General features: G+C 71.2%; 15 protein-coding genes and 1 riboswitch. Of the genes, 12 read left to right on the top strand and 3 right to left on the bottom strand.

The genetic code is table 11. The features are described from left to right. On the top strand, nt 1-195 hold a 195-nt coding region (locus tag QZV81_RS09850; protein ID WP_292836491.1), incomplete at its 5' end, for a His/Gly/Thr/Pro-type tRNA ligase C-terminal domain-containing protein. Nucleotides 196-447: 252 nt separating this feature from the next. On the opposite strand, the gene QZV81_RS09855 is transcribed toward QZV81_RS09850, so the two are convergent. Together QZV81_RS09855 and QZV81_RS09860 are read right to left on the bottom strand one after the other, a co-directional pair. Beyond that, nucleotides 448-870, bottom strand: coding sequence for a DUF1801 domain-containing protein (locus QZV81_RS09855; RefSeq protein ID WP_292836493.1), 423 nt, complete (start codon nt 868-870; stop codon nt 448-450). 1 nt (nt 871) lies between these two features. Next, nucleotides 872-1,471, bottom strand: coding sequence for an HhH-GPD-type base excision DNA repair protein (locus QZV81_RS09860; protein ID WP_292836496.1), 600 nt, complete (start codon nt 1,469-1,471; stop codon nt 872-874). Nucleotides 1,472-1,521: 50 nt separating this feature from the next. Here QZV81_RS09860 and QZV81_RS09865 point away from each other — a divergent pair, with 50 nt between their 5' ends. The 7 genes from QZV81_RS09865 to QZV81_RS09895 all read left to right on the top strand — a co-directional run bounded on the left by QZV81_RS09865 (nt 1,522) and on the right by QZV81_RS09895 (nt 6,456). Further along, the gene (locus QZV81_RS09865) at nt 1,522-2,898 is read left to right on the top strand and encodes an FAD-dependent oxidoreductase (RefSeq protein WP_292836499.1); all 1,377 of its coding nucleotides are present in this window, start codon (nt 1,522-1,524) and stop codon (nt 2,896-2,898) included. A 104-nt stretch (nt 2,899-3,002) separates the two neighbouring features. Next, a complete protein-coding gene (locus QZV81_RS09870; protein WP_292836502.1) occupies nt 3,003-3,320 on the top strand; it encodes a hypothetical protein in 318 nt (105 codons plus the stop codon). A gap of 1 nt (nt 3,321) precedes the next feature. Next, a complete protein-coding gene (locus tag QZV81_RS09875; protein WP_292836505.1) occupies nt 3,322-3,732 on the top strand; it encodes a phage holin family protein in 411 nt (136 codons plus the stop codon). Continuing rightward, a complete protein-coding gene (locus QZV81_RS09880; RefSeq protein WP_292836508.1) occupies nt 3,722-3,994 on the top strand; it encodes a hypothetical protein in 273 nt (90 codons plus the stop codon). Before QZV81_RS09875 ends, QZV81_RS09880 begins: the two co-directional genes overlap by 11 nt. Before the next feature lie 187 nt (nt 3,995-4,181). Next, nucleotides 4,182-4,985 carry a uroporphyrinogen-III synthase gene (locus tag QZV81_RS09885; protein ID WP_292836511.1) on the top strand — a complete coding sequence of 268 codons (804 nt, stop codon included), beginning with the start codon at nt 4,182-4,184 and terminating at the stop codon, nt 4,983-4,985. A 59-nt stretch (nt 4,986-5,044) separates the two neighbouring features. Continuing rightward, nucleotides 5,045-5,527 (top strand): hypothetical protein, encoded by a 483-nt coding sequence (locus QZV81_RS09890; protein ID WP_292836513.1) that lies wholly within the window; start codon nt 5,045-5,047, stop codon nt 5,525-5,527. Beyond that, nucleotides 5,527-6,456, top strand: coding sequence for a DnaJ domain-containing protein (locus QZV81_RS09895; RefSeq protein WP_292836515.1), 930 nt, complete (start codon nt 5,527-5,529; stop codon nt 6,454-6,456). The genes QZV81_RS09890 and QZV81_RS09895 overlap by 1 nt, the downstream gene beginning before the upstream one ends. A 30-nt stretch (nt 6,457-6,486) precedes the next feature. Here QZV81_RS09895 and QZV81_RS09900 read toward each other — a convergent pair whose 3' ends face one another. Next, the gene (locus tag QZV81_RS09900; protein WP_292836516.1) at nt 6,487-7,914 is read right to left on the bottom strand and encodes a D-alanyl-D-alanine carboxypeptidase; all 1,428 of its coding nucleotides are present in this window, start codon (nt 7,912-7,914) and stop codon (nt 6,487-6,489) included. Nucleotides 7,915-7,948: 34 nt separating this feature from the next. Continuing rightward, a riboswitch (TPP riboswitch) is annotated at nt 7,949-8,059 on the top strand. Here QZV81_RS09900 and QZV81_RS09905 point away from each other — a divergent pair. The 4 genes from QZV81_RS09905 to QZV81_RS09920 all read left to right on the top strand — a co-directional run bounded on the left by QZV81_RS09905 (nt 8,052) and on the right by QZV81_RS09920 (nt 11,787). Next, nucleotides 8,052-8,666 (top strand): ECF transporter S component, encoded by a 615-nt coding sequence (locus QZV81_RS09905; protein ID WP_292836519.1) that lies wholly within the window; start codon nt 8,052-8,054, stop codon nt 8,664-8,666. Its footprint overlaps the riboswitch before it by 8 nt. 1 nt (nt 8,667) lies before the next feature. Then, the gene (locus QZV81_RS09910; protein ID WP_292836521.1) at nt 8,668-10,161 is read left to right on the top strand and encodes an ATP-binding cassette domain-containing protein; all 1,494 of its coding nucleotides are present in this window, start codon (nt 8,668-8,670) and stop codon (nt 10,159-10,161) included. Beyond that, nucleotides 10,158-10,937 carry an energy-coupling factor transporter transmembrane component T gene (locus QZV81_RS09915; protein WP_292836523.1) on the top strand — a complete coding sequence of 260 codons (780 nt, stop codon included), beginning with the start codon at nt 10,158-10,160 and terminating at the stop codon, nt 10,935-10,937. Before QZV81_RS09910 ends, QZV81_RS09915 begins: the two co-directional genes overlap by 4 nt. An 88-nt stretch (nt 10,938-11,025) precedes the next feature. Further along, nucleotides 11,026-11,787, top strand: a complete 762-nt coding sequence (locus tag QZV81_RS09920; protein ID WP_292836525.1) for an SDR family NAD(P)-dependent oxidoreductase — start codon at nt 11,026-11,028, stop codon at nt 11,785-11,787. The last annotated feature ends 12 nt before the right edge of the window (nt 11,788-11,799 follow it).

The raw sequence follows: 11,799 nt of genomic DNA on the forward strand, positions 1-11,799 counted from the left end.
TTCGACGACGCCGGCGCGATCGGGCGCCGCTACCGCCGCCAGGACGAGATCGGCACCCCGTTCTGCGTCACCGTCGACTTCGATTCGCTCGATGACCGTGCCGTCACCGTCCGCGACCGCGACACGATGGCCCAGGAGCGCCTGCCGCTCGAGGGTCTGGTCGCCTACCTCGCCGAGCGCCTCCGCGGCGCCTGAGCCCCGGCGGCGGCCCCGGCATCCACTTCGCTACCGCTGCCGGCGCGCGCTTCGCTACCGCTGCCGGCGCGCGCGTCCCACTTCAGGCGGACTGTGTCCCACTTTCTGCAGTTCTGACTGCCTGCATCCACCGAAAGTGGGACATGCTGCGCTGACGGGGTGGAAGCCCACCGGAAGGGGGACATGCTGCGCTGACGGGGTGGACGTGGGGGACAGGCCGAGTACCCCGGCTGAGCACTCCGCCCGCGGGGCTCAGTCCGTCACGGTGAGAACGACGCGATCACTTCCGCCGCTGGTGGCGAAGGCGTAGGACGCCGTGAGGATGCCGCGGAGCACCCGCTGGTCGACGCGCTCGAGATCTGTGATGTACAGGCACGCGACACTCGCCGTGTGGGGGCCGAGCACGGCGAGAGCGTCGGCGTGCGCGCCGACGTCGTCGAGATAGATCGTGGAAGCCGGCTTGCGCGGCGCGAAGGCGAGTAAGGGCATGTCGCCCTCGGTGCCGGTCGGATAGCGATAGTGGCAACGGCCGAAGCCGATGATGGTTCCCCAGAGCTCCGGCTCGCGCCCCGTGACCTCGCGCATGATCGCGATGAGGGTCTCGGCGTCGCGTCTTCGCCGCGCGGGTGCCGCCTCCGCGACGAATGCCGCGACCGAACCTCCCGTGGGCTGCACCTCAGGCTCCGGCCTTCTTCATTGCACGCTTGTGTTCGCGTACGAGAGCGAGCGACTCGGGCGAGACGATGTCGGCGACGGAGCGGAACGACCCCTCCTCGCCGTACGGGGCGGATGCCGGGCGCCACCCCGTGCCGGTGAATCCATACTGCTTGCCCAGCAGCGCGAGGAAGATCCTCGCCTTCTGGTCGCCGAACCCCGGCAGAGCCTTCAGGCGCTTGAGAACCGTCGCGCCGTCGGGACCCTCCGCTCCCTCGGGTCGGTCGCCGACCGCAGCGTCCGGACGGGTCCACAGCGCGGCGGCATCGCCGTCCCAGTCATCCACCAGCGCGCGGCAGAGTGCCTGCACGCGCGCGGCCATCGACCCGGGGAAGCGGTGCACGGCGGGAGTCTGCCGAAACACTTCGACGAGCGCGTCCGCGTCGGCGCCGGCGAGGGTCACGGCATTCATCGTGCCGGTCCGCTCCAGGATCTTCCGGGGGCCCGTGAACGCCGCTTCCATCGCAACCTGCTGATCCAGCAGCATCCCGATGAGCAGCGCCAGGGGGCTCTCGGTCAGCAGTGCGTCGGCCGGAGCATCGCCGGTGATGTGCAGGCTCATGCGACCATGCTCTCACCCCGTTCCCGGACCCCGGGTGGGAAGATGGCGGGATGCCCGGTTCCGAAGATCTCGTCACCCACGTGCACGACCAGCTCGTCGTCGTGATCGGCGCGGGAGCGGCCGGCCTCGTCGCCGCGTGGGAGTGCGCGCGGGTGGGGCTGAAGGTCACCGTGCTGGATGCCGCGGAACGCCTGGGCGGTTCGCTCGCCCCACTCGAGATCGACGGTATGACGGTCGACGGCGCGCACGCCGACTTCGCGCCCGGCGATCCCGCGGTCGGCACCGTGCTGAGTCTCCTGGGCTGCGACGACACGGAACCCGTCACCGAGCCCCGCATCGCCCTGTCCGCCGGCGGACCGGCGCCCCTGGAGGGGCTCCTCGGCATCCCGACGAACCCGTGGGCGGTGGACGTCCGCCGCGTCGTCGGGTGGTCCGGCACGTGGCGCGGGTATCTCGACCGGATTCGCCCGCCGATGACGATCGGCCGCGAGCCGAGCCTGGGTGTGCTCGTGCGCTCACGGCTGGGGGAGCGCATCGCCGATCGGCTCGTCGCCCCCCTCGCCGCCGTACGCTGGGAGACCCCGCTCGACGACCTCGACGCCGATGCCGTCCTTCCGGGCATCAGCACGGCACTGACTCGGACGGGGTCGCTGACTGCCGCCGCCGCGCAGCTGGGGGCCGGGCACGCTCCCGCCCGTCGCGCAGTGCGCAAGGGATTCGGTCCCTTCGTCACGGCACTCGAGACGCACCTGCTCGACCTCGGCGCCGAACTGCGCACATCTCACGCGGTGACGACGATTGCGCACGCGGAGGGTCGATGGCGCGTGTCGTCCGAGGGTGACGAGATCGTGGCGGATGCCGTCATCCTCGCGGCCGGGCCCGCTCAGACCCGTCGCCTCTTCGCACACGTCCTTCCGGATGTCGAGGTGGTCGGCCCGGTCGATGAGGTCGATGTCGTCACCCTCGTGATCGACGCGCCGGCTCAGCAAAGACCCCAGGCGATGGCGTTCCCCCGCGGGTCCGACGTGCTCTCGGCCGCGGATGTGACGGCGGGTACGGCCGGAGCCGAACCCGATCGACGGGTCATTCGCGTCGTGCTCGCGGCCGCCGATCGCGACGATGCCTCCGTCGCAGCGACGGCCATGACATCGGCGGCGGAGCTTCTCGGCGTTCCCGCAACCGCCGCCCGCATGCGCGGCTTCGCCCGCTCCCGCCGGGTCACGGCGGGGACGGGTCGACGCGTGGGTGATGCCGCTCGCGTGGAAGCTGCGCGCGACGCATTGCGCGCGCACGCGGGCCTCTACGCGGTGGGCGGGTGGATCGCCGGCGGCGACCTCTCCGAGGAGATCGCCGACGCCGTCCGAACGGCGGAGGGGGTGCGCCACACGCTTCTCTGGGGCCCGCAACCGGGCAGAGGTACTCCGTAGCGCGGTCCGGCGCAAGAGGATGCCGGAATCGGCATACGGGGCTACCCTTGGAAGCAGCAGCACACCGAAGCAGTACCACACCGCCACCAGCGTGAGGAGATCCTATGAGGGGCAGAATCGGTATCGTCGTCGGGTTCGCCGCGGGCTACGTCCTGGGTTCGCGCGCGGGGCGTGAACGCTACGAGCAGATCAAGTCGAGCTTCCTGAAGGCGTGGAACGCCGATCCCGTGCAGAAGCAGGTGTCCAAAGCCAAGGACTTCGGCAAGACGGCGGCCCTGGCTCTGCCCAGCGCGGTGTGGGACGGCGCGGTCAAGATCACCAAGGCAGCGACGAGGGCCGGCACTCCGGGGCAGAAGCTCGACGGCGTGTTCAGGGCCGCTGACACGGCGGTCACCGATCTCACGACTTCTGCGGACCGCTGACATGAACACTCCACGCGGCTTCCGCGATCGTGCCGATGAGAGCCTGCTGACCCTCATCGGTGAGGTGCCGGAACTGATACGAAATCTCGTCGTCGCCGAGTTCGATTCCGCCAAGACCTGGGTCAAGAGTGTCGGCAAAGACGTCGGCATCGGCGGTGCGTGGTTCGTCGTCGCCCTGTTCTTCCTGTTCTGGTCGCTGCCGGCCCTGGCGGCGTTCGCCATCATCGGGCTCTCGTCGTGGATGCCGGCGTGGCTCGCGAGCCTGATCATCGTGATCGTGGCCCTCATGGGGGCGGTGGTGTTCGCCCTGATGGGCCTCATGCGCGTCAAGAAGCTCTCGCGCAGGCAGAATCCTGTCCAAGCACTGAAGGTCGACGCGAGCATTGTGAAGGAAGTGGCCGATGAGTTCTGACCTGCCCGTCCCGCGGACCGCCGTGGCCCTCGGGATCACTGACCCCGTTGAGCTCGCTCGCGCTGAGCTGAAGGCGACGCTCGCCGCAATCGAGGTGAAGGCCAACGTCCCGAGGCGCGTGGCCGTGGTCACCGATCGCCGGGTGGCCGAAGCGCGCCGGTTCGCCGACCGCAACCCCGCGACGGCGACGGCGGCCGTCGCCGGTCTCGCCGCTGCCATCGGCCTGACCGTCTGGGGTCTCGTGCGCCTCTATACCCGCTGACCTGATCACGCCCCGCTCAACCGATCACACGCCCGTGGCGGACGGTGCGCCGCTATGCTCGTGTCGAGGCAGTGACAATGGTGCGTACTCTGCCGGCTGTGCGGTTTGCGATGTGCAGCATCCGGGATCCGACACGGTCGGGACGCGCGAATCCGTGCGCTCCGACTGAGCACCACGAGAGTCGAGAATGAATTCAGTCCACCGGGCCGCAGCGGCCGCCAAGCCCCTCATCGGCTGGCGCGTCCTTGTGCCCCGTGGCGGGCCGTGGGGCGACTCGGTGGCGGCGACGCTCCGCGCACAGGGAGCGACCCCGGTGATCGCGCCGCTCATCAATTTCGCGCCGTCAACCGACCAGGAAACTCTCGAGAAGGCTCTGGCGGACCTCGCCGTCGGAACGTTTGATTGGGTGACCGTCACCAGCGCCACCACCGTCGATGTGCTGTATGCCTATCGCGCCGTGATCCCCACCTCGACGCGTGTCGCCGCGGTCGGAGAGACCACGGCCGCGGCGCTCTCCGCAGTGGGCTACCGAGTAGACCTCGTTCCCGACGAGGACAACTCCGCCGCCGGCATGGCCGCGCAGATGATCGCGCTCGAACCGGAACCTCGCCGCATCCTGACCCTGCGGAGTGAGATCGCGAAGCCCGTGCTGACGCGCGAACTCGTCCAGGCGGGGCACGTTGTCCGCAGTGTCGTCGCCTACCGGACGGTGGGAGTGCCCGTGACCGAGCGCATCGCGCAGGATGTCGCGAGCGGGCGCATCAACGCGATCCTCGTGACCAGTGGCTCGGTCGCCGAACAGGTCCATCTCCAGTTCCCTGACATTCCCGAGGCCACTGTCGTGGCCGCGATCGGTCCGCGGACGGCCAAGGATGCCCGCCGCGCCGGCCTCGGTGTCAGCGCGATCGCGCGGGAGCAGACGGTCGACGGACTCATCGCGGCGGTCTCGAAGTTCCCGCTTCCTCACGCCGCCGATGAGTTCGCCGTCTGAGACCCGATCGTTGCCGATCGGGGAGTGTCCGAAGCTCGTGGCGCTGGCAGACTGATCCCATGGTGACCCTGCTGCTGGACTCGACGCAGCTCGATGTCGTGCTTTCCGCCGGTGAGCGCGCCCTCTCGCGGCGCAAGAGCGACGTGCGCGTTGAGCGCTCCCACATCCAGAAGGTGCAGCTCGTGGACGACGCGTGGACGTGGCTGCGCGGGGTGCCCAGACCGGGTACCCTCGTCCGCGGTGTACTCGCGATGGGCACCTGGAAGTCCGCGGCCGGGGACGATTTCGTCGTCGTGCGCCGCCGGCATCCCGCCGTCGTCATCGACCTCGAGGCAGACCCTGAGTTCGAGCGCATCGTCTTGACGACGCGCAACGGGCTGGCGCTCGTACGGGCGCTGCGGCTCGAGACCGATGATCAGCCGCTGGAGGTCACCGAGATCGTGACCGCCGCGCTCCCTGTGATCGGGGGCAGGCGCGCGCCCACGGCGAACCCGCGTCCTGCGCTCGCGCGGCTCGGCGTGCGGGTCACCGACCGCGCCTGATGTTCGACAGTCCGCTCTCCGCTACGGCGTACGAAGTGCTTGCGGTGACCCCGCACGCGACCGACGACGACCTTCGCCGCGCCTACCGGCTGCGGTTACGGCAGACGCATCCCGATACCGGCGGAGATGCCGCCCTGTTCGTCCAGGTGCAGCGCGCGTGGGATCTCGTCGGCACCGCGGAGGCACGCGCCGCGTACGATCGCGGGCACGGGTTCGCGGTCGAGCCGTCGTCTTTCGCGCCGGACGTTCCGATGTGGCGGCCGCCGGGTCGCCCTGTCGACACGCGGCCTCGCGCGCGCTCGTTCGGCCAGCCCGGCGGGTGGCGCCGTGAGCGATACCTGACGCTCATGCGCGAGTGGGTCGGCCGGGGTGTGGTGCTGGAGGACCCGTATGACCCGGCGCTCGTGCGGACGGCCCCGCGTGAACTGCGCCGGATGCTCGCCGATGCGCTCGCCGAAGAAGCCACGGCGCGCATCGTGGGTGACCTCGGCATGGGCTTCACGGTGTGGCACGACGTCGCCGCGGATGCGCACGATCCCGAGGCGAAGCTCGACCATGTCATCCTCGGCCCGAGCGGACTGTATGCGGTCCTGTCGGAGGACTTCGGCGGGCCCGTGCGCACTCGGCGCGGCGAGCTCACCGGAGACTCCATCGTGGGGGCGCCCGTCGCTGCGCTCGTGGCCCGCGCCCGTGCGCTCGCGCGCACCGCCCGCGTGAAGTTCAGCGGAGCGATCGTCGTGCTGCCCGACGACGACGTCATCATCGCGATCGAAGAGCTCGGCAAGGTGCGCGGTCTGCCCGTCGCCGTGGTCGCGCGCTCGGCGCTGTCGACCCTGCTGCGGCGCGGACTCTCCGGCGCACGTGACATCGGCGGCAACGAGCTGTTCGACGTGCGCACCCGGCTGCAGCAGGCCGCCCGCTTCGTCTGACGGCGGGGTGCGCGTGAACCCGGCTGCACGTCAGTCGGCGAGCCCCCAGAGTTGCAGCGGGTGGGTGAGGCGCCACCAGGCATCCGGCTCGGAGACGTCGCCGGCGAGGTGCACCCCGACGGTGCGGGTGCTGAGGGGGCCGGTCAGGGTGACCGTTCCGACCGCGGCGTCTGCGGTCCACGCGTCGGCGAGGTCGAGGTCAGTGGACGTGGCGGCAGCGGCGCCGTTCCACAGGATCGCGGAGACATCGGCATCCGTCAGGATTTCCACGCGTGAGCCCCACCGGGTCGTGACGACGCCGGCGACCGTCCCGGCGGGCAGCGTCTGCGCCTGCGCGACCTCGGCGAGCACCTGATCGAGGAGCCGCGCGGTCTCGCTGTCGCGAAGGGCATCGTTCGGCTGGCCGAGCACGCCGGCGATGACACGGATCATCGTGTCGCCGACCGTCGTCTCTTTCGCGGCGAGCAGGTTGTAGGTGCCGGCGAGGCTCCCGGTCTTCAGCCCGATCACGCCGGGGTCGGCGAGCAGGTCGTTCGTGTTGACGACCTCGCCGGCGCCGGGCAGCGTGACGCTCTGCGTGCGCACGATGTCGGCGACGACAGGGTGGGCGAGCGCCTTCCCGGCAAGGAGGATGAGGCCTTCGGGGGTGGCGGTGTTCGCCTCGTCGATTCCGGTCGGGTCGACGACGGTGATGCCGCTCACGCCGTGATCGGCCAGCCACTTCGCGGCCGCGCGGGCGAAGACGGCGTCGGTCGGCCAGTAGGTGCTGGCGAGCCGGTCGGCGTAGTTGCCGGCGGAGCCGATGAGGATCCCCTGCATCAGCTGGTACTCGGTCAGCGTGCCGCCGACGGGCACATCCAAGGCCGACTCGTCACTCGCGAGATAGTCCCAGTACTCGGCGCGATCGCTGCGCGTGAACGAGAACGGTGCGCCGTCCTCGCCGAGCGCCAACGGCGCCTCGTCGAGCGCCATCAGCACCGTCACGAGTTTCGTGATGCTGGCCATCGGTGCGGCGTCCACGGCGGATGCTGCAACCGAATCGATTCCGCGGACCGCGACAGCGGCCGATCCGGACTCGGGCCACGAGATCGCCGATCCGGGGGCTGTGAGGTCTTCGATCGGCGCCCCGCTCACGGTGGGGGTCAGCGCATACAGGGGCCAGAGGAGCGTCGCGCCGGCGTACGTGCCGGTCATCGCGATCACCGCGAGGATCGGCACGATGACCCCGGCCCGCAGCGGGGAACGGTGTGGCCGCCGGGCGAGCAGATCGGCGGTCGCCCGGCGATACGGGTGGGTCGTTCCGCCCAGATCGTCGGGAACCGCGCGGGCGCCGACAGCATCCTCGTCGACCCATCCCAGCGCAGTGCGTGAACCGGTCGGCCGCGTCACGTCATCCGGGCCGGCGTGCTGCTCGCGGAGCGCGCGGCGTGACGTCGGAGGCGCGTCTTCCACGGTCATCTGCTCAAACTACCCCGATCCCGGTATGATCATCTGTCACACCCACGGGAGTCCGGTGAGCCGGGCTGAGAGGAAGCGATCCACGCTTCGACCGTAAGAACCTGATCCGGATCATGCCGGCGCAGGGAGGAGAAAACATGCACACTGTCACGTCTGCGTCCCCCGTCGGACGCTTCCGGTGGCGCATCGTCGACATCGTCGTCGCCAGCGTGGTCGCCGTCGCCTGCGCCGCCGTGTTCCTGCTGTGGAACGTCGGCTACGAAGGACCCTCGGCCATCCTGAAGCCTTTCCTGCCGGGAATCCAGGGGCTTCTCGCGGGCCCCTGGCTGATCGCCGGAGTGCTCGGCGGCCTCATCATCCGCAAGCCGGGTGCAGCGCTCTACACCGAGACCGTCGCGGCGGTCATCTCTGCGCTGGTCGGAAATCAGTGGGGCGGCCCGCTGACGATCGTGTCGGGTCTGGTGCAGGGCCTCGGTGCCGAGATCGTGTTCCTCGCCTTCCTCTACGGCGTCTGGCGGCTGCCGGTGGCGATGCTCGCCGGCGCCGGAGCGGGCCTCGCCTGCGGCATCAACGACCGCATCCTCTGGTATCCCGGTGCCGACACGCTCTTCACGACCGTCTACATCGCGTCCACCACGATCTCGGGCGCGGTCATCGCCGGCCTCGGGGGGTGGCTGATCACCCGGGCCGTCGCCCGGACAGGGGCACTCTCGCGCTTCGCCGCCGGACGCGCAGCGGGCGTGCGCGTCTAGCGTGGCGACGAGTGCTCGCGCGGCTCTCATCGAGGCGCGCGGCTGGGGATGGCGGTACGCGACCCGCCGCGCGTGGGCCGTGCGCGAGGTGACCCTGCGCATCGAGCCGGGGGAGCGAGTGTTGCTGCTCGGCGCGTCCGGCTCGGGCAAGTCCACGCTGCTCCAGGGCATCGCCGGAGTCCTCGGCGGTGCCGACGAGGGCGATGCCGCGGGCGAGATCCTCGTGGACGGTGCGCTCGCTGCCGCTGCACGGGGTCGCACCGGCCTTGTGCTCCAAGATCCGGACAGCCAGACGATCCTCGCCCGCGTCGGCGATGACGTGGCGTTCGGCTGCGAGAACCTGGGCGTCCCCCGCGCCGAGATCTGGCCCCGCGTGCGTGCAGCGCTCGATGCCGTCGGGCTCGACGTGGCGGCCGACCGGTCGACCTCGGCGCTCTCCGGCGGGCAGAAGCAGCGGCTGGCGCTCGCGGGGATCGTCGCGATGCGCCCGGGTGCACTGCTGCTGGACGAGCCGACTGCCAATCTCGACGCGCGGGGGGTGGGCGAGGTGGTGGATGCCGTCCGCCGCGTGCTCGACGCCACGGGAGCGACGCTCGTCGTCGTCGAGCACCGGATCGACACCTGGCTGCCGCTCGTGGAGCGCGTGGTCGTACTGGGTGCCGATGGCGGAGTGATCGCCGACGGTGAGCCGGGTGCCGTCCTCACCGCGCGCGGCTCCGAGCTCGCGGCCGCCGGCGTGTGGGTCCCGGGCATCCGACCCATGGATCTCCCGCCGCCGGCTCAGACGCCGGGCGAGGTCCTCATCGCGGGCGAGAGCGTGCGCGTCGGGAGGACGCGGGGCACCGCCGTCGCCGGACCGGTCGATATCGAGGTACGCGCGGGCGAGGTGCTCGGGATCGTGGGGCCCAATGGCACGGGCAAGTCGACGCTGGGCCTGACGCTCGCCGGTCTTCTCCCGGCGCTGGGTGGGACCGTGCGCGCCGGCCGGTCTCTCGCCGCGGGAACGGCCGTGCACAGGGGTGCGCGACGGGACGACCCGTACGCGTGGACGTCGACCGCGCTGCTGACGCGGATCGGGACGGTGTTCCAAGAGCCGGAGCACCAGCTGCTGGCGACGACCGTCCGCGGCGAGCTTGAGATCGGGCCGCGCCGCCTCGGCCTCGGCGAGTCCGAGATCGCCGGGCGCGCCGAGGAGCTGCTCGAGCGGCTTCGCCTCGGACCGCTGGCAGCGGCGAACCCCTACACCCTCTCCGGCGGAGAGAAGCGGCGCCTGACGGTCGCGGCGATCCTCGCGACCCGCCCGCGCGTCGTCGTGCTCGACGAGCCGACGTTCGGACAGGATGCGCGCACCTGGAGCGAGATCGTCTCGATCATCGCCGATCTGCGCGACGGCGTCGATGAACGCGGACCGCTCGCGATCGCCGCGATCACGCACGACGACGCGGTCCTTGCGGCGCTGTCCGCCCGTCGCTTCGCGCTGGAGCGCCGGCCGTGAGCCCCCGCGAGGGCGGCCCGGCGGTCGCGCGACTCAACCCGGTGGCGAAGCTCGCGGCATCCCTGCTCATCGCGGTGCCGCTGATCGTGACGGTCGACGCCGTGTCGGCGGGCGTCGCCCTGCTGCTCGAGCTTCCGCTGCTGCTCATGGCGGGGCTCGGATGGCGGCGTTTCTGGCTGCGCACTCTGCCGCTCTGGATCGGCGCGCCGGCCACGGCTGTCACGATCGCCCTCTACGGCGCGACGAGCGGAGCCATGCTCTTCGAGTGGATGTTCATCCGGGTCAGCGAGGGTTCGCTCGCGTTGGCCTTGGCGGCGTTCCTCCGCGTCCTGGCGATCGGTCTGCCCGCCGTTGTGCTGTTCGCGACCGTCGACCCCACCGATCTCGCCGACGGTCTCGCCCAGATCGTCCGGTTGCCGCCGCGGTTCGTGCTGGGCGCGCTCGCCGGGATGCGGATGCTCGGCCTCCTCGCAGAGGATTGGCGCGCGCTCGCCCTTGCCCGGCGCGCGCGCGGGGTGGCCGACACCGGCCGCACCCGGCGCGCGCTCGGCATGGCCTTCGCCCTCTTCGTCCTGGCGATCCGACGGGGCTCGGCGCTCGCCACGGCGATGGAGGCGCGCGCCTTCGGCGCGCCCGGTCCGCGCACGTGGGCGCGCCCGTCGCGAATGCACCGGGGCGACGGGGCGCTCATGGTCGCAGGCCTCGCGATCTCGGCGACCGCGGTGACGGCCGCGGTCGCCGTCGGATCCTTCCACCCGATCTTCGGCCCGGCGTGAGCGTGCGTCGGGGTGAAACTCAGTACCCGCGCTTCTGATACGCGATGTCATCGCGTAGGCTGATCTGCGAGTTCAAGGGAGCGCATTCGTGGACATAGCTGGAGCATCCGCCATCGTCACGGGCGGCGCGAGCGGACTGGGATTCGCCACCGCGCGGGTGCTCGCCGGCCGCGGGGCGCGCGTCGTCATCGTGGACCTGCCGACATCACCGGGGGCAGAACGCGCGGCGGAACTGGATGGCGTCTTCGCTCCGGCCGACGTCACCGAACCGGACCAGGTCGCCGCCGCAGTCGCGGCTGCTGGCGCGCAGGCGCCCCTCCGCGTGGTGGTCAACTGCGCGGGCATCGCGCCGCCCGCCAAGGTGCTCGACCGGGCCGGCGCGCCCACCGATCTCGCACACTTCGAGCAGGTCATCCGCATCAACCTGGTCGGCACCTACAACGTCATCGCTCACGCGTCGGCGGCCATGGCGCGGACCGAGCCCACCGCGGGCGGGGACCGTGGCGTGATCGTGAACACGGCATCCGTCGCCGCCTTCGACGGCCAGATCGGCCAGCCGGCGTACTCGGCAAGCAAGGGCGGCGTGCACGCGATGACGCTGCCGATCGCGCGCGAGCTGGCGCGGTACGGCATTCGGGTGTGCACGATCGCGCCGGGGATCATGGAGACGCCGATGCTCGCGGGCCTGCCCGACGCGGCGCAGGCGAGCCTCGGGCAGCAGGTGCCATACCCCGCGCGACTCGGCCGCCCGGACGAGTATGCGGGTCTCGCGCTGCACATCATCGAGAACGGCTACCTCAACGGCGAGACGATCCGCCTCGACGGCGCGATCCGGATGGCCCCGAAGTGACCGCCTGACCGC

This window comes from Microbacterium sp., assembly GCF_011620665.1.
GTDB lineage: Bacteria > Actinomycetota > Actinomycetes > Actinomycetales > Microbacteriaceae > Microbacterium.

What these genes read in the sequence shown, in the direction of transcription:
- QZV81_RS09870 (WP_292836502.1), top strand. Translation starts at nt 3,003, where the DNA reads ATGAGGGGCAGAATCGGTATCGTCGTCGGGTTCGCCGCGGGCTACGTC.
- QZV81_RS09905 (WP_292836519.1), top strand. Translation starts at nt 8,052, where the DNA reads ATGCACACTGTCACGTCTGCGTCCCCCGTCGGACGCTTCCGGTGGCGC.
- QZV81_RS09900 (WP_292836516.1), bottom strand. Translation starts at nt 7,914, where the DNA reads ATGACCGTGGAAGACGCGCCTCCGACGTCACGCCGCGCGCTCCGCGAG.
- QZV81_RS09895 (WP_292836515.1), top strand. Translation starts at nt 5,527, where the DNA reads ATGTTCGACAGTCCGCTCTCCGCTACGGCGTACGAAGTGCTTGCGGTG.
- QZV81_RS09890 (WP_292836513.1), top strand. Translation starts at nt 5,045, where the DNA reads ATGGTGACCCTGCTGCTGGACTCGACGCAGCTCGATGTCGTGCTTTCC.
- QZV81_RS09875 (WP_292836505.1), top strand. Translation starts at nt 3,322, where the DNA reads ATGAACACTCCACGCGGCTTCCGCGATCGTGCCGATGAGAGCCTGCTG.
- QZV81_RS09865 (WP_292836499.1), top strand. Translation starts at nt 1,522, where the DNA reads ATGCCCGGTTCCGAAGATCTCGTCACCCACGTGCACGACCAGCTCGTC.
- QZV81_RS09885 (WP_292836511.1), top strand. Translation starts at nt 4,182, where the DNA reads ATGAATTCAGTCCACCGGGCCGCAGCGGCCGCCAAGCCCCTCATCGGC.
- QZV81_RS09860 (WP_292836496.1), bottom strand. Translation starts at nt 1,471, where the DNA reads ATGAGCCTGCACATCACCGGCGATGCTCCGGCCGACGCACTGCTGACC.
- QZV81_RS09880 (WP_292836508.1), top strand. Translation starts at nt 3,722, where the DNA reads ATGAGTTCTGACCTGCCCGTCCCGCGGACCGCCGTGGCCCTCGGGATC.